Source organism: Lacimicrobium alkaliphilum, assembly GCF_001466725.1.
In the GTDB taxonomy this organism is placed as follows: domain Bacteria; phylum Pseudomonadota; class Gammaproteobacteria; order Enterobacterales; family Alteromonadaceae; genus Lacimicrobium; species Lacimicrobium alkaliphilum_B.
This window is the reverse complement of the sequence record NZ_CP013650.1, coordinates 1,773,417-1,789,647: the sequence shown is the minus strand read 5'-3', so window position 1 is coordinate 1,789,647 and position 16,231 is coordinate 1,773,417. Positions and strand designations below refer to the sequence as shown.

The window sequence follows — 16,231 nt, the reverse complement described above, 5'->3', positions numbered from 1 at the left end:
TGTGCGTTTGTATAAATGGTGAGGTAAATAAATCAGATGTGGTGCCCGAGCCGGAAAATATTGCCGGGAGCAATATTTGACAGCTTTAGCTGGCCCGCGAAGCGGGTGAGCCACATGGATGTGGCGAGCACCTGAACCGCACGCGAAGCGTCGGTTTAAGGCCGGTCTTACTGAAAAGAAAACGGGTACGAATGAGGTAAATTAATAGGGAAGAAATACAGATAAATAATGGTGCCCGGGGCTGGGTGAAGCCAGTTTCTGTAGGAGCGAAGCTCCGCCTGGCTGAACGACAAAAATCTGTGATTTTTGGCTGGAATAGTCCGGCTGGCGATACAAGATGACGCCTATGCGTTTGTGAGAGTTGCCAAAGTGAATAAATCAGATGTGGTGCCCGGGGCCGGACTTGAACCGGCACGACCTTGCGATCGAGGGATTTTAAATCCCTTGTGTCTACCAATTTCACCACCCGGGCATCGGGGGGATTTTTGCTTGTATAACGATGATATCAATATGGAGGCGGAACCCGGAGTCGAACCGAGATCCACGGATTTGCAATCCGCTGCATAGCCATTCTGCCATTCCGCCTGTGTAAGAATTGGAGCGGGAAACGAGATTCGAACTCGCGACCCCAACCTTGGCAAGGTTGTGCTCTACCAGCTGAGCTATTCCCGCATAATTCTGTTTTAACTTTTAAAAATCAGTCCATTGCACTACTGATACCCGTTACCGGGATTCAACTGCATAGCTTTGCTGAGCTATTACAAAATACGTCCTGTATTTTGCCATTGCCGATAAGTTACCACCGGCTAAACGTGACGCTGAATTCTACCTTCAACGCCTTGGCTGTCAACCACAAAAGTGGCTTTTTCATGCCGAGTGCTGGTTTTTTGACTCAAGTGTGCTGTTTTCACACAAGTCTTTGCGGTCAGCGGCTATTCTGCCACCAGATGTTTCCAGGCAGCTTTCAGATAGGCCAGCATCGACCACACCGACAGCACAGTAGCAATGGCCAGCAATATCTTGCCCAGCGTCACCCAATAAATGGGGATGCCCATAAACACTTCCAGCTCAGATAGCAGGCCAATCAGCGCCAGCATCTGCGCCATGGTCTTAGCCTTGCCGATAAAAGACACCCGTACCTCGGCGCTTTTGCCTGATTCGGCCATCCACTCTCTTAAGGCCGAGACAAAAATCTCCCGTGACATCAGCAAAATAGCAGAAACCGTGATCCATACGGTGTCGTAGTGATGGATAATCATCAGCAGCGCGGCGCACACAATCAGCTTGTCAGCCACCGGGTCGAAAAACGCACCAAAGGCAGTGGTTTGCCCCAGCCTCCTGGCCAGATAACCGTCAAACCAGTCGGTGATCGCTGCCAGCCAGAAAATAAAGGCCGCAGCCTGATGAGCCCATTTCCAGTCGAGGAAATATACGATCACAAATACCGGGATCAGAAAAACCCGCAAGGTGGTAAGAATGTTGGGAATGGTCCACATACTGAATATCTGTCTCTGACTCTTATTGCTCTTTTTCAACCGCCAATCTTAACCTAATCCGACCAGCTTGGCCTGACAAATTTAATGATGAAGGTATTGATAAATATCCTCTGCCAGCTCGGCACTGATGCCGGGCACTTTCGCCAGCTCCGAGGCGCTGGCTTTAAGCACTTCCTGCATACCACCTAAGTATTTCAGCATGCTCTGACGGCGCTTTGCCCCTACCCCCGGAATACTCTCAAGCCTGGACTGGGTTTTGGCCTTCTGGCGGCGATTGCGGTGGCCGGTAATGGCAAAACGGTGTGCCTCATCGCGAATATGCTGAATCAGATGCAGCGCCGATGAATCCGCGTTCAGTGGAATGGTGGCATGGCTGCCGGCCAGAATCAGCGTTTCCAGCCCGGGTTTGCGGCTGGTGCCTTTGGCGACCCCAATCAGCATCGGCATTTTCTCGTGAGGCCAGTCTTCAAAGCATTCTTCAGCCTGTGCCAGCTGGCCCTTACCGCCATCGATAAACAGGATATCCGGAATTTTAGCCGGATCCTTGATATTGCGATAGCGCCGTTTGAGCGCCTGCCCCATGGCCGCATAGTCATCGCCGGGGGTAACGCCTTCGATATTGTAGCGCCGGTAGTCGCTTTTAAACGGCCCTTCGCGGTTAAATACCACGCAGGAAGCCACGGTCTGCTGGCCTGAGGTATGGCTGATATCAAAACATTCCATGCGCTGAATCGGATTATCCAGCTCCAGCACCTGTTCCAGCTCCAGAAAACGGGCAAACACCGATTTCTGATTGCTCTGCTGGGTTTCCAGCGCATTCATGGCATTGGTATTGGCCAAATCCAGATAGCGGCGTTTTTCATCCCGGGCGCCCTGGAAAAACTTCACGTTGTGGCCGGCCTGCTTGCTCAGTACCTCGGCAATGGCGTCGGGCTCATTCAATGCCAAAGGCAACACAATCTGGCGGGGAATGGATTTATTCCCGGACAGATAAAACTGCAGGATAAATGACTGGAACACCTCCGCTGGCTCAGCCTCGCCCGGCACCCTGGGGAAAAAGCTCTTACTGCCTAAGAGCTTATTATCGCGGATAAAAAAGCCCTGCACGCTGGCAATACCGTTTTTATAGGCAAAACCAAATACATCCATCTCGGGCTGATCGCCGCTCACCCACTGTTGCTCCTGAACCTTGCGCAGGGCACTGATCTGATCCCGGTAACGGGCCGCCGCTTCAAAACGCAAGTCCAGGCTTGCCTGCTCCATCTTTTTGACCAGGGTGTCGATCACCTCAGCATTGCGACCTTTGAGGAACAACCTTGCCAGTTGTACCTGCTGAGCATATTCCTCTTCACTCACCAGGCCTTCAACGCAGGGCCCGGCACAGCGTTTAAGCTGGTATTGCAAACAGGGCCGGGTACGGGCTTTATAGTAACTGTCTTCGCACTGGCGAATGGGAAACAGCTTTTGCATGGTGCGCAGGCTTTCACGCACGGCAGAAGCGCTCGGATACGGGCCAAAATACTCGCCCTTTTTCTTACGCGGGCCGCGGTGTACCGTCAGGCGCGGATGCTCATGCTCACTCAGCAGAATAAAGGGGTAGGATTTGTCATCCCGCAGCAATACGTTATAGCGCGGCTTGTACTTCTTGATGTAGTTGTTTTCAAGAATAAAGGCTTCTGTTTCGGTATGGGTTACCGTCACATCCATGCTGGCAATCTGGCGCACCAGTGACTGGGTTTTTACGCTGTCGAGGTTGGCCCGAAAGTAGCTGGCCACACGCTTTTTCAGATTGCGCGCCTTGCCCACATAGATCACCTCGCCTTTAAGGTTATACATGCGGTAGACCCCGGGTTGCGGGGTCAGATTTTTAATAAAGGCCTGATGATCGAAGCTGGCGCTGTCTGTCATAAATAATAGGGTCTGATTGTATGCCGCGAAGCAATAAAGTGCGGCTTAAGACTGTTCGTGACTGATCAGCTTATGGCGCAGCGCCAGATGGGTCAATTCAACATCTCCGGTAACACCGAGTTTTTCAAACATACGGTAGCGATAGGTATTCACGGTTTTCGGCGTAATACTCAGTTTGGTGGCGATATCCGGCACCTTAATGCCTTTGGTCAGCATGATCATGATCTGCAGCTCTCTGTCTGAAAGCTGTTTAAAGGGGTCTGATTCATTGGAATCCAGCCTGCCAAGGGCTATCTGCTGGGCGATCTCCGGGGCAATGTATTTCTGCCCGGCACACACCTGAAAGATGGCGCGGTTCATTTCCTCAGATTCGGCATCTTTGGTGATAAAGCCCCAGGCACCCGATTGCATCACCTTGGTTGGGATCGGATTTTCCTTGTACATGGAAAGCACAATCACTTTGATATCAGGGCTGTAACGCAGGATCTTCTTAGTGGCTTCCAGGCCTCCCATACCCGGCATATTCATGTCCATTAACACCACGTCGGGTTCCTGATTGCGGCAAAACTTCACGGCCTCTTCACCGCTGTTGGCTTCGCCTATCACTTTAAAGGAGGTTTCGGCTTTGAGGATCAATCTGATACCGGTTCGCACCAAATCATGATCATCCACCAGTAGTATTTTTATCAAGGGTTAGCTCCGGCTATTTTTCTTTTCGAGCTTTTTATAGTGTTCCCTGACCACAAATTCTCTCTAGATTTTGTATGTTGCAATAAAACAGACTCCGCTACTTGCAACAAAATGTAATCAACGGTAAAAGCTGCTGCTGAGTCGGTTCCAGCCTTTGATGACATCTTCTTTACCCTGCCCCGTATTCATGGCCTCGCAGAGCGCCACCGCGCAGGATATTCGCCATCTGTCATGACAACCAGGCACTGGCTCCGGCCCTTTGGGCTCGCCACCGCAACGACAGTCAAAAACGATCAGTTTGACTTTTTTTACCATCCGTTACCTTACCTCATTAAGTATAACCAAGTAACCTTAAACTAGCACTTGGGTTTACCACAAATACTCCGTGATATGCGGGGTGTACGGTGGTATTTGCTGATAATTTGTTCTTTATTCATTGTTGTTGGGTATGACTGAGCATAATTTATCGCAAACGAATGGGAAAAGCACATTATCAATAAGCCCGATCGCTGGCACTGGTTGATTAGGCTTTGAGACAGTAGAATAACGCCAAATCCCTGTATCTGGCATAAACCTTATGAAAAAACACATCTACGTAGCCTACACCGGTGGCACCATCGGCATGCGTCCCTCCAGCAAAGGTTATGTGTGTGTGCCGGGATTTCTGTCACAGACGCTGGCCAAAATGCCGGAGTTCCACCGCCAGGAAATGCCGCAGTTTACCATCCATGAATATGACGAGCTGATGGACTCCTCGGATATGTCGCCCACCGACTGGCAGCATATCGCCGATGATATCAAAGCCAACTATCAGGATTATGACGGTTTTATCATTCTGCACGGCACCGATACTATGGCTTATACCGCCTCGGCGCTGTCGTTTATGTTCGAAAATCTGAGCAAGCCGGTGATTGTAACCGGCTCACAGATTCCGCTGGCGGAGCTGCGCAGTGACGGCCAGGTAAACCTGCTTAATTCGCTGTTTCTGGCCGCGAATTACCCTGTTCATGAAGTCTGCCTGTTTTTTAACAACCAGCTTTTGCGGGGTAACCGCAGCCGCAAGATCCACGCTGACGGTTTTAATGCCTTTGGCTCACCTAACTTTGGGCCGTTACTGGAAGCCGGTATTAATATTGAGGTGGTTGAGGGCAAGGTTCAGCCTATCGAAGCGCGGGAGCTTCAGGTCAGCCCGGTCAAGGCTCAGCCTATCGGTGTGGTGACTCTATATCCCGGAATCAGCGCCGAAGTGATACGAAATACAATACAACAGCCGGTAAATGCGCTGATATTGCTGAGCTACGGCGTCGGCAATGCGCCCCAGAATCCGGCGTTACTGGAACAGCTTAAGGCCGCCCGCGAGCAGAATATTATTGTGCTCAACTGCACGCAGTGCCTGCGCGGCAAAGTGAACATGGCCGGTTATGCCACCGGTAATGCACTGGCCGAAGTGGGAGTGGTATCAGGTGGCGATATGACCCTCGAAGCGGCACTGGCAAAACTGCATTATCTGCTCAGCCAGAACCTGAGCACAGATGAAGTCCGGGAAAAACTGACGACTAATCTGCGCGGCGAACTCTCGGTATAGCCGCGCTGAACCACTAACCACAGGAAAATCACGAACATTTAATCAATTCTCGCAGAGGCGCTGAGACGCAAAGATGGCATTGCATTGACTTCGTATTCCTCTGCGACTCTGATATAGCAAGATAAGATTTCGTGCCTTTAGTGTTACCTTTCGGAGTAAAAGACAAGGCGCTGGATGCCCGACAACTACATTCGGGCACGACAGTCGGTCACTCCAGCATGTTGTTAGCGGGAATCCGGTGCCCTGACTCATCCCCAGCAGCCAAATCAGACTCCGTAGCGCAACACCAGACATTTGCTGACCACTGAGGACTGATAGCTGATAACTGCTTCACCACATTAAATCATCAGGGATTTCATACTCGGCGTACCAGTCATTACAAAAGCCTGAACCTTCTCTGCCAGGATTAAAAGATCCTGATTGTCATCAGGATGACAAGGTTTTTATGGCGTAGCGTTTGTGATGTTTGAGCCTGTTGGAGTAAAGAACAAGGCGCTGGATGCCCAGCAACCATTGAATTAGTGATGTGCCGATCAATAAAACCTTGCAATCAAAGGTGCTGGACATTCCCGATAACGGCATTCGGGCATGACAGACAGCACCCGTATTCCGCTTCGCTTTATACGGGCTACGACTGACAACTGCTTTACCACATTAAATCGTCGGGGATTTCATACTCGGCGTACCAGTCATCGGCCTGCTCATCGCTGCTCTGCTCTACTTTATCGGCACGGAACAGCACCAGCTCGGCGTCACGCTCGGCGATTTTATCCGCCACCGGCATGGGCACCACTTCATAGCTGTCGCTGAATTTCACGATCGCCAGTTTGCCCTGGCTGATATGTTTGTGCGTGCCCTTATCCACATAGATATGTTTTACCTTGGTACCATCGGTAAAATTGCAGGCGATATCACCGTTGCCCTTAGGCTGACGGTTAACTTCGATAAGCTGTTTTATCTGCGCGGCTATGGCTTTTTTCTCGGCGTCCAGCCTGGCCTGCTCATTGAGCTCACGATCTTTGGCTTTTTTTGCTTCAAGCGCTTGTTCTGCTGCCAGTCTGGCTTCGTCGGTTTGTTCCAGCTTATGTTTTTTCTGCTGTTTGGCTTTCTTGCGCTTTTCAGTTTTGATCTTCTGCGCTTTTTGCTTGTCTGCCAGTCCGGCCTTAAGCAATTGTTCCTGAAGAGAAAGTGCCATATGGGGACTTACCTGTATTAGAATCAGGCGGGTATACTACCCCAATTCGCCAAATCTGAAAAACCACTAAACAGGAAGTAATAATGGAAAAGATACGTCAGGAACAATGGCTGACGCTACATCGCCAGTACGAACACTATGAGAATATGGCGCTGGTGATCAAACTGATTGCTGTACTCACCACTCTGGGCGGTTTGATCAGCCATCTCAGTTACTGGCCTTTGTTGTTGCTGCTTTGCGTACTTTGGCTGCAGGAAGGCATCTGGAAAACCTTTCAGGCCAGACTCGAAGCCAGCTTGTTGTCACTGGAAACTACTTTGGCAGAGCAGCCCCTGTTGCCCCTGTATACTAACTGGCAACAAAACCGCCCGGGGCTGGTCTCCTTAATCGCACAGTATCTGCGCTCAGCCCTGCGCCCTACCGTTGCCTTTCCCTATATTGTGCTGATGTTTATTACCCTGCTGCCAGAACTTTGGTAGCTGAGGAGCTATCCCGCCTTCAACACAAGATACTTCGCTTAAGAGACTAAGGCGCAGAAAAAAACGGCCTCAGAATCAAAACTATTTGCGTCCTGGCACCTTAAAGGGAAATAACAATTGTTCCAGCCCTCCCCCACAGCACTAAAGTAGTAGGTTATTTTTTAACCTGCCGTCCTATTGTAATACTACCCATTCAATTCAGACCCGGCTCTTAACAGAGCAATGAGTCAGACAGATGGGCATTTGATGAAGTGCTCTCCCGTAATCAGGGAATTCTCAGTTTCAGGAGCTGCATTGGGGGTACTGGCTTCATCCAATAATAATTAAAGAAATGGAGCAAGTAATGATAAGAACACTCCGGCAATCTCTGGCATTGCCATTTTTCAGTCTTTTCTGCATGGCGATGGCGTCAGTCAGCCAGGCGGGTAGCTGGCAGAACAACGTCAGCATCGGCGGATTTAACAAGGTACATATCTATACGCCTGATACCATATCAGCTATTGGTGAGGGCAAAGGCCTGCTGATTGTGTTACATGGCTGTACTCAGAGTATTGACGCCTACCTGTCGGCCAATTTAGAAGATGCCGCCGAAGAATTTGGCCTGGTAATCGCTGTGCCCGATGCCATGAATAAAGCAGGTTTCAGCTGCTGGTCTTACTGGCAGGGAACCAAGTCACGCACTGCCGGGGATTATAAGAATCTGATCTCCCTGGCCAATGCCCTGTCTGGTGACAGTAATCGTGGGATCGACGCTAATCAGGTATACATTGCCGGGCTCTCTTCCGGTGCCAGCTTTGCCAATACCACCGCCTGCCTGGCGCCTGATGTATTTGCCGGTATGGGCATCAGCGCCGGGCCGAGTATAGGCACCAGTTCCAATGGTGCACTCGGACCCTGTGAAACAGCCGATGTGCAGACAAGATGCAGTCAGTACGGCGCAAGCTATGGCAGCTTTTTTAACTCCCAGGTTGCCTCAATGGCTTTTGGTCGCGACGATACCACGGTGAATCAGTGTTATAACGAGCAAAATGCCGAAGGCATGGCCGCACTTTATGGTGTCAGCCAGTTACCCGGTACCAATCAGATTAACGAGGGCAGCGGGCGCACTGCAGATGAGATTCTGTGGCAGGATGGCCGTGTTTCCATGCTCTGGTTTGACAATGTGGATCACGCCTGGTCAGGAGGTCAGGGAGCCAGTGGCAGTTATATCAACGGTGCCGGCATAAACTATGCCCGCTATCTCGGCCAATACTTCCTCGACAATAATCAGAGAGTGAACCGCAACACCGGCCCTGCCCTGTCAGATATCAATGTCAGTGTCAGCGCCGATGTCATCAGCATCAGCGGTAAAGCCATCGATACCGAAACCTCGGTACAAAGCATCGATGCGATATTTACCAACACCTCTGGTATTGAAGTCACAGCCAGCACCACTGTGGAAGCCAGTGATAATTTCCTGCTCAATAGCCCGCCCCTGGCCGATGATCTTTATCTAATCAGCACTACTGCCACTGACAGCGAAGGTCTGGCGGGTGAATCCTATCAAACCACAGCCAGAGTCGGTCCTGAGCCGCCCCCCCAGGCACCGGTATTAAGCGACCTCGAAGTCAATGTTGATGCTCAGTGCGCCACGGTGAGCGGTAAGGTAGTGGATGTAAATCAGGATCTGGCCAGTGTCGTTGTCAGTTTTGATAATGGTGATATTACTGCCTCTGTCATTGGCAATGATTTTAGCGCCAGCACCTGTGATTTACCTGGTGGCAACAACACCGCTATCGTCACAGCAACAGACAACAGGGGTCTGTTAATTTCCGATAGTCTGAGCTTCGATATTGATGCCGGCCAGATGGCAACGCTGGACCAGCATATCAGTGCCGGACGACTGGATTACACTAATTATGCCAACTGCTATCTTGAATACGGTACTGACAGCTTCAAGCTCAATGAAATACTTGTTGCCAGCAATCAGTGCCAGTGGCAGGACGATGACAACTCCTGTTCCGGACCGGCACAAAGTTGCAGCAGTGCCCCCGGAAATGGGGATGATGGGGGCGATAATGATCCACCACCGGCTGACTGCGAAGAAGTCAGCACCAGTAATTACTACCACAAAGTAGCGGGGCGGGCCTACAGCACAGGCAATTACTACAGCCCGGATTACTTTGCCAATGGCAGTGACGATGCCATGCCAGGCTCGACCTGGGGCACCAATACGCTCTCATCGGATGACGGGGTAAACTGGTATCTGAGTTCTTGTACAGAATAGAGTAATCAATATAAGACACTGAGTGGCAGCTGAGCAGGCCACCCGGTGTCTTTTTAAAGCATATTAATAGCGCGGGTTATTTTTTTATAAACAGATACAGGCCGACGACAAAACTTACCGCGCCGCCAATCAGCATCATCATAGTTTCATCCGCATAAGATCCGGTTACGGTTTCAGTTACCTCGCCCATTGGTGAATCCGCTTCTCTGAAACCCCATACCGCCAGACCAATACCGACGATCATTAACACCAGACTGATAACTTTAGTAGTTGCGTTTGTTGCCATTCTTATATTCCTTTTCGTAGCTTACATGCAATCTCAGCATAGACACTTCCGCCGGGGCTGTACAGTAATACCAATTGAACTAAATAATTGGTATTACTAATCAGGGCAGTTGTTGAGATTATTGCTGAGGTGTTTTGCTCAGCCAATGCATCCCCTGGGTAACTGTGGTGGGAAACGCGGTGCTGTTGTCGGCATCAGGTACCAACATCAGCTTCAGTTCCAGCCCCGGATAACGCCAGGCTGATATACGGGTCTGCATATCAATGGCATCACTGACTAAATCTTCTGTGCCTTGTTGATGTATGGGTGTTTCCAGTTGACCGACACCGACAAAGATCCGTGCATGTGTCACCTGTCTACTGTTTACTGCATCAATCAGTTTATTAAGACTATTGTGATTGTCATACCAGAAGGCCGGGCTGCCGAGCAGCATACTGGTAAACAGCCCTGGCTCATTGGCCATCAGATACAGCCCCAGTAATGCACCACCATTTTTACCAATAAAGGTGCGCTCTTTGTCTGTCGCCCGGTAGCGCCGTTCAACCAACGGGATCAACTGGCGGGTTAAAAAGCGCTGGTACTCAAATAGCTGTTCGCCATAATGAAGCCGCTGAATAGCCGTGCCCGGAGCGATGAGTTCCTGACGATTGTGTTCACGGGAGAGCGCCACGATGATGGCTGGTTTAATGCTGCCTTGCTGCATAGCATTGCGACTGGCACCAACCACCAGCGCAAAGTCACTGATATCACCATGCAGATAGACAACAGGATAGCGGATCTTAAACGCCTCTGGCTTGTAATAATCCGGTGGCAGCTGAACCGCAATCTGAAAACCCACGCCAGTACCGGCATCGGCAACGCTCAGTTGCTCCGTTCCGGGCAATCTGACAGAGGCCTGCAATAAAGCAGGCAACAGGGCCAGCATAATCAACCAGTTCACTTTTATCACTCTGTCACCTGTTAAGGCCGTTGCGGCGGATATTCCATCGCCACATCATGCTTCTCTTGAAAAAGCCGGGTCGGGCCCGGCAATAATCTCTAGGCCGTTTCTGCCTTGCGGGCATACAGGGCCTTTTTATCCTGCTCAGAGATAAAAGCAGCGGTCACACCATTGCGCTGAACCTGCTCAAGCTGAGCATCACTCAGACCGATAATTTCCTTAGCGACCCGATACTCATTTTCCAGATTGATATTGGACACCGCCGGATCGTCCGTATTCAGGGTCACGCACAAGCCACGCTCAAGAAACAGCGGCATGGGTGAATCAGCAATAGCCTTTAAGGTGGCGGTCTGATAATTGGAAGTGGGACAAGACTCCACCGCAATCAGATTTTTGGCCATGTACTCCATCAGTTTGTCATCCTGAGTCGCGGCCACACCATGACCGATACGGCTGGCACCGAGTTTTTCTATGGCATTCCAGATACTTTTCGGGCCGTCTGCCTCGCCGGCATGCACGGTAATTTGCCAGCCGGCATCCCGGGCCAGCTTAAAGTGATCCAGAAACAGCTCCGCCGGATAGCCCAGTTCATCACCGGCTAAATCCAGCGCCGTGATCCTGTCTTTACAGGCCAATAAAGAATCCAGTTCCTTACAGCAGATTTCGGCACCAAAGGTACGGCTGAGAATACCGATAAGGTTAGCCTGAATACCGAACTTCTCACTACCGGCTCTGACTCCGTCGATAACCGCTTCAACCACCTGCACCATATCCAGCTCAAAGGTGCGGGCCATATAGTAAGGCGAAAAACGCAGCTCTACATAATCCAGCCCGGATTCGTGAGCGTCTTCCATATTTTCCATCGCCACCCGGTAGCAGGCATCGATATCGGCCAGCACTGAAACCCCGTAATCCAGCTTTTGCAGAAAATCCAGCAGATCACTGGTCTGGCCCTGTACCTGTGTCAGTGGCAGTAAGGCTTCGTAACTGTCTGCTGGCAACTTAATACCGTGTTGTTGGGCCAGTTCCCAGATAGTGCGGGGGCGAATATTGCCGTCCAGATGACGATGCAAATCTGTCAGTGGCAGATTGGGGTTGATCATAATTACTTCCCTTTGATGAGCCATAAAAGGTCAGTATATCAATCCCTTCAGGCATTAACAGCGACAGTGTTCAGTCCTGGGAAACAGGACTCTGCGGAGGTTCGAGTTGCAGCTTTTCTGCCAGCAGTACCGCCTGAGTGCGGCTGTAAACATCAAGCTTGCGGAATATGGCAGTCACATGGGCTTTTACTGTCGCTTCGGTAATGCCCAGTTCATAGCCGATCTGTTTGTTCAGAAGGCCGTTGTGAATAAAACACAACACCTTGTATTGCTGCGGGGTCAGTTCGGCGACTTTGGCTGCCAGTTCGCGGTTTTGATCATCAATGTACTGAATTTCGCCCTGTAGCGCTTCGGGTACCCAGTTATCGCCTTCTAAAATGGCATTGATAGCACCGGCGATTTGCTCTGAGGAGGAAGACTTGGGAATAAAGCCCAGCGCGCCAAAGCTCATGACCTTCGCCACCACCTGTGGGTTTTCACTGCCGGAAATCACAGCCACCGGCACCATAGGAAAGTCCTGGCGTACCCGGATCAAACCATACAAATCACCAGAACCGGGCATATGCAAATCCAGCAACACCAGATCAAGATCATCATGTTGCTGCATGCATGCCAGAGTGCTGTCAAGCGAGTCGGACTGCACCAGTTCCAGCGGTGAAAAGCGCTGCTGTAAGGCGCCAGCCAAAGCTTCTCTGAATAAAGGGTGATCATCAGCGATCAGAAACTTAGCCATGCTATGTGCCACTCGGTTAAATCTGAGTGCTAGTGTCCGACATTTTCATGCCGGACACCAGTGGCAGATGATATTCACAGACTTACTTATTCAGCCGGTTTTGAATCAGCTCATCCACTACCGCAGGATCGGCCAGGGTTGAGGTATCGCCCAGACTGTCAAACTCATTGGCGGCGATCTTGCGCAGAATGCGACGCATGATTTTACCGGAGCGGGTTTTCGGCAGGCCCGGTGTCCACTGAATAAAATCAGGGCTGGCGATAGGACTCAGATCATCCCTGACAAACTGGCGCACCTCTTTGGTCAGCTCCTCGGTGATCTCAACGCCGTCAGTGGGCAACACATACACATAAATGCCCTGCCCTTTAATATCATGGGGGTAACCGACCACAGCGGCTTCGGCAACAGCCGGATGCTCAACCAGCGAACTTTCTATCTCGGCGGTACCCAGACGGTGGCCTGATACATTGAGTACGTCATCGACCCGACCGGTGATCCAGAAGTAACCATCTTCATCCCGGCGGGCACCATCGCCGGTAAAATATAAATTGGCGTAAGTGCTGAAATAGGTTTGCTCAAACCTGTCATGATCGCCCCATACAGTGCGGGCCTGCCCTGGCCAGGAATCGGTGATCACCAGATTACCGGATACCGCACCTTCGAGGAAGTTACCTTCGCTGTCCACCAGCGCCGGCTTGACACCGAAAAACGGCAGGGTAGCCGAACCAGGCTTGAGATCTGTGGCACCGGGTAGTGGCGAAATCATCACACCGCCGGTTTCAGTCTGCCACCAGGTATCCACAATGGGACATTGCTTATTACCGATTTTGTCGTGATACCAGTCCCAGGCTTCCGGATTGATCGGTTCGCCCACACTGCCTAATAAGCGCAATGAATCTCTGTTCGTGCCCTGGGCCGGTAAATCACCTTTTGCCATCAGCGCACGAATAGCGGTAGGCGCGGTATACAGGATATTGACTTTATGTTTATCCACCACCTGCGCCATACGACGCACATCCGGGTAGGTGGGTACTCCTTCAAACATCAGCGAAACTGCGCCGTTAGCAAAAGGACCATAGACAATATAAGTGTGACCGGTGATCCAGCCCACATCTGCCGCACACCAGTAAACATCACCGGGCTGATAGTCAAACACATACTCATGAGTGATAGATGCATAAGCCAGATAACCACCAGTGGTATGCACCACCCCTTTGGGCTTGCCGGTGGAGCCGGACGTATACAGTACAAACAACGGATCTTCGGCGTTCATTGGCTCAGGCTCACACACTGGCTCACAGGCGCCGGCTGCGTCGTGCCACCAGTGATCGCGATCCGCAACCATACTGGTCTCTTCTTCGAGCAGCTTAAATACGATAACCGATTCAATGCAGGCTGTATTTTCCCGCTCAAGCGCTTTATCAACATTGGCCTTAAGGGCCACTTTGTTTCCACCGCGGCGACCAAAATTAGCCGTGATAACCATTTTCGCCTGACAATCTTCTACCCGATCGGCAATAGCATTGGGAGAAAAGCCACCAAAAATCACCGAATGAACGGCACCAATGCGGGCACAGGCGAGCATGGCAAAAGCCGCTTCCGGGATCATCGGCATATAAATAATGACCCTGTCACCTTTACCCACCCCTTTGGCTTTCATGGCGTTGGCAAGCCGGCAGACTTCATCGTGCATCTGCTGATAGCTGATGGTCTTGTCCATTGCCGGATCATCACCTTCCCAGATAATGGCAGTGGCATCAGGGTTTTTCTTCAGATGGCGATCGATACAGTTGTAGCTGGCATTAAGCTGACCATCGGCGAACCACTGTATATCCACCTTACCCTTTGCAAAACTGGTTTGCTTAACCCGGCTAAAAGGTTTGATCCAGTCCAGTCGCTTGCCCTGCTGCGCCCAGAAACCTTCCGGGTCTTCTACGGACCACTTATACAAACGCTGATACTCTGCTTTATCAGCATGAGTCTTGCGGGCCGGATAAGAAGAAACGGGGTGTACTTTATGCAACATAGTCTGATCTCCAATTTGTTAAAACCGCGAAGACTGCGTCCGGGTTTTGCGCTCTGTTGGGCATGCCTCAATGGTAAGGGGCAGGTGAAGTTAACATATTAGACCTTAGTCTTAACGGCACCATTAACAATAAATTAAAACACCCTTAACTACAGCACAACAGCTCTGATTATAACTAAAGTAAAACTGAGCCGACCTTAGTCGAATAGACTAAGGTCGGATTGAGCAAATTGCTTCCGTGCAGGATTGTTAATGGAAAGTAAAAACGAGGATAAAAAATGAAACCCTGCACAATACTCAGATCTACCCTGTTACTGAGCGCACTGAGCGCTGCATCAGCCAGCGCGGCCAGTCTGAATAATACCGAGTTTAATTTCGGCGGCTATATCAAATTAGACGCCATTGCCAGCCAATACTCCGATGGTACCTTACCCTCAGGTAATATTGGCCGTGACTTTTATATCCCCGGACTGACCCCTGTTGGTGGCGAAGATGAAGGTACCGCCTTCGATATGCACGCCAGACAGACCCGGTTTAACTTTTCCAGTAATACCACCCTGTCCAATGGCAAAGCACTGAAAGCCACTATTGAGCTGGATTTTATGGCCACCCCAAATGGTGATGAACGGGTATCTAATTCTTACAGCCCACGAATGCGGATTGCCACAATTGAGTACGATGGCTGGTTATTTGGTCAGACCTGGAGCACCTTTCAGGATGTTTCCGTATTACCGGAAACCCTGGATTTTATAGGTGCAACGGACGGTACCATCTTTGTTCGCCAGGCGATGGTTCGTTACTCCGCAGGTGGCTTGTCTGTCGCCCTGGAAAATCCGGAAACCACAGTCACGCCCTTTGGCGGCGGTGGCCGCATTGTGGCCGATGACAACGGCGTACCGGATCTGGTGTTACGTTATACCCTCAAACAGGATTGGGGACATATCAGTGCAGCGACCTTGATTCGCCAGCTTGCCTATGATGACGGTAATGCTATCGATAGCACCGAAACAGCCGCAGCGCTGAGCGTATCAGCCAAGGTAAACCTGGGTCGTAACGATGTCAGAATGATGTTTAACACCGGTGCCGGTATGGGCCGCTACCTTGGTATTAATGCCGCCAACGGCGCGGTGCTGAATGCCAGCGGCGAACTGGAGAGTATCGACTCCAGCGGCGGATTGATTGCGTACCGCCATTTATGGAGCGAACAGTGGCGTTCAACCCTGAGTTATTCCTGGTTTAGCGCAGACAATGACACGGCGCTGACCGGAATGGGAGTCACAGAGAGCACCCGCAGTGTCAGGGTCAATGCCATCTACTCACCAAGTAAAGAGCTGAGTTTTGGTGTTGAATATGCACACGCACAGCGGGATGTCGAAAATGGCCTGGAAGGCGACATGGACAGGCTGCAGTTTTCTGCCAAGTACGCTTTCTGAAATCATTTAAACATTTCCAGCCAGAAGTGCCGACAAACCCCGGGGTTGTCGGCACTTTGTATTCCAACTAAAATGGCCGCCCCTTAAGCCC

The 16,231-nt window shown here is 50.8% G+C and carries 14 protein-coding genes, 3 tRNA genes and 1 pseudogene; 4 read left to right on the top strand and 14 right to left on the bottom strand.

The genetic code is table 11. The annotated features are described in order from the left end of the window. Positions 1–385: 385 nt before the first annotated feature. The 7 genes from AT746_RS08180 to AT746_RS08150 all read right to left on the bottom strand — a co-directional run bounded on the left by AT746_RS08180 (position 386) and on the right by AT746_RS08150 (position 4,409). A tRNA-Leu gene (locus AT746_RS08180) sits at positions 386–472 on the bottom strand. Between the two features lie 39 nt (positions 473–511). Next, positions 512–585, bottom strand: a tRNA-Cys gene (locus AT746_RS08175). An 11-nt stretch (positions 586–596) separates the two neighbouring features. Then, a tRNA-Gly gene (locus AT746_RS08170) sits at positions 597–672 on the bottom strand. Positions 673–932: 260 nt separating this feature from the next. Beyond that, positions 933–1,496, bottom strand: coding sequence for a CDP-diacylglycerol--glycerol-3-phosphate 3-phosphatidyltransferase (pgsA, locus tag AT746_RS08165; RefSeq protein ID WP_062478914.1), 564 nt, complete (start codon positions 1,494–1,496; stop codon positions 933–935). An 81-nt stretch (positions 1,497–1,577) separates the two neighbouring features. Next, positions 1,578–3,404, bottom strand: coding sequence for an excinuclease ABC subunit UvrC (gene uvrC, locus AT746_RS08160; protein ID WP_062478909.1), 1,827 nt, complete (start codon positions 3,402–3,404; stop codon positions 1,578–1,580). A gap of 45 nt (positions 3,405–3,449) precedes the next feature. Next, positions 3,450–4,094 carry a UvrY/SirA/GacA family response regulator transcription factor gene (uvrY, locus tag AT746_RS08155; RefSeq protein ID WP_062478906.1) on the bottom strand — a complete coding sequence of 215 codons (645 nt, stop codon included), beginning with the start codon at positions 4,092–4,094 and terminating at the stop codon, positions 3,450–3,452. A gap of 117 nt (positions 4,095–4,211) precedes the next feature. Beyond that, positions 4,212–4,409: a hypothetical protein gene (locus AT746_RS08150; RefSeq protein ID WP_062478902.1), complete on the bottom strand. Its 198-nt coding sequence runs from the start codon at positions 4,407–4,409 to the stop codon at positions 4,212–4,214. 262 nt (positions 4,410–4,671) lie between these two features. On the opposite strand from AT746_RS08150, the gene ansA reads away from it, so the two are divergent. Beyond that, positions 4,672–5,679, top strand: coding sequence for an asparaginase (gene ansA / locus AT746_RS08145; RefSeq protein ID WP_062478899.1), 1,008 nt, complete (start codon positions 4,672–4,674; stop codon positions 5,677–5,679). Positions 5,680–6,009: 330 nt separating this feature from the next. On the opposite strand, the pseudogene AT746_RS20280 reads toward ansA, so the two are convergent. After that, positions 6,010–6,057, bottom strand: a pseudogene (locus AT746_RS20280) (hypothetical protein); the annotation flags it as partial. A 268-nt stretch (positions 6,058–6,325) separates the two neighbouring features. Then, positions 6,326–6,874 (bottom strand): DUF2058 domain-containing protein, encoded by a 549-nt coding sequence (locus AT746_RS08140; RefSeq protein ID WP_062478895.1) that lies wholly within the window; start codon positions 6,872–6,874, stop codon positions 6,326–6,328. 83 nt (positions 6,875–6,957) lie between these two features. On the opposite strand from AT746_RS08140, the gene AT746_RS08135 reads away from it, so the two are divergent. Next, positions 6,958–7,353 carry a hypothetical protein gene (locus AT746_RS08135; protein WP_062478892.1) on the top strand — a complete coding sequence of 132 codons (396 nt, stop codon included), beginning with the start codon at positions 6,958–6,960 and terminating at the stop codon, positions 7,351–7,353. Between the two features lie 343 nt (positions 7,354–7,696). Then, the gene (locus AT746_RS08130; RefSeq protein WP_062478888.1) at positions 7,697–9,619 is read left to right on the top strand and encodes an alpha/beta hydrolase family esterase; all 1,923 of its coding nucleotides are present in this window, start codon (positions 7,697–7,699) and stop codon (positions 9,617–9,619) included. A 76-nt stretch (positions 9,620–9,695) separates the two neighbouring features. On the opposite strand, the gene AT746_RS08125 is transcribed toward AT746_RS08130, so the two are convergent. The 5 genes from AT746_RS08125 to acs all read right to left on the bottom strand — a co-directional run bounded on the left by AT746_RS08125 (position 9,696) and on the right by acs (position 14,707). Then, positions 9,696–9,905 carry a DUF3185 family protein gene (locus tag AT746_RS08125; RefSeq protein WP_062478881.1) on the bottom strand — a complete coding sequence of 70 codons (210 nt, stop codon included), beginning with the start codon at positions 9,903–9,905 and terminating at the stop codon, positions 9,696–9,698. A gap of 118 nt (positions 9,906–10,023) precedes the next feature. Beyond that, a complete protein-coding gene (locus AT746_RS08120) occupies positions 10,024–10,854 on the bottom strand; it encodes an alpha/beta hydrolase (protein ID WP_062478878.1) in 831 nt (276 codons plus the stop codon). 89 nt (positions 10,855–10,943) lie between these two features. Continuing rightward, positions 10,944–11,948 carry an adenosine deaminase gene (add, locus tag AT746_RS08115; RefSeq protein WP_062478875.1) on the bottom strand — a complete coding sequence of 335 codons (1,005 nt, stop codon included), beginning with the start codon at positions 11,946–11,948 and terminating at the stop codon, positions 10,944–10,946. 70 nt (positions 11,949–12,018) lie between these two features. Beyond that, positions 12,019–12,681, bottom strand: a complete 663-nt coding sequence (locus AT746_RS08110; RefSeq protein ID WP_062478872.1) for a response regulator transcription factor — start codon at positions 12,679–12,681, stop codon at positions 12,019–12,021. An 82-nt stretch (positions 12,682–12,763) separates the two neighbouring features. Continuing rightward, positions 12,764–14,707, bottom strand: coding sequence for an acetate--CoA ligase (gene acs, locus AT746_RS08105; protein ID WP_062478870.1), 1,944 nt, complete (start codon positions 14,705–14,707; stop codon positions 12,764–12,766). Positions 14,708–14,985: 278 nt separating this feature from the next. On the opposite strand from acs, the gene AT746_RS08100 reads away from it, so the two are divergent. Further along, the gene (locus tag AT746_RS08100; RefSeq protein ID WP_082633193.1) at positions 14,986–16,140 is read left to right on the top strand and encodes a DcaP family trimeric outer membrane transporter; all 1,155 of its coding nucleotides are present in this window, start codon (positions 14,986–14,988) and stop codon (positions 16,138–16,140) included. The last annotated feature ends 91 nt before the right edge of the window (positions 16,141–16,231 follow it).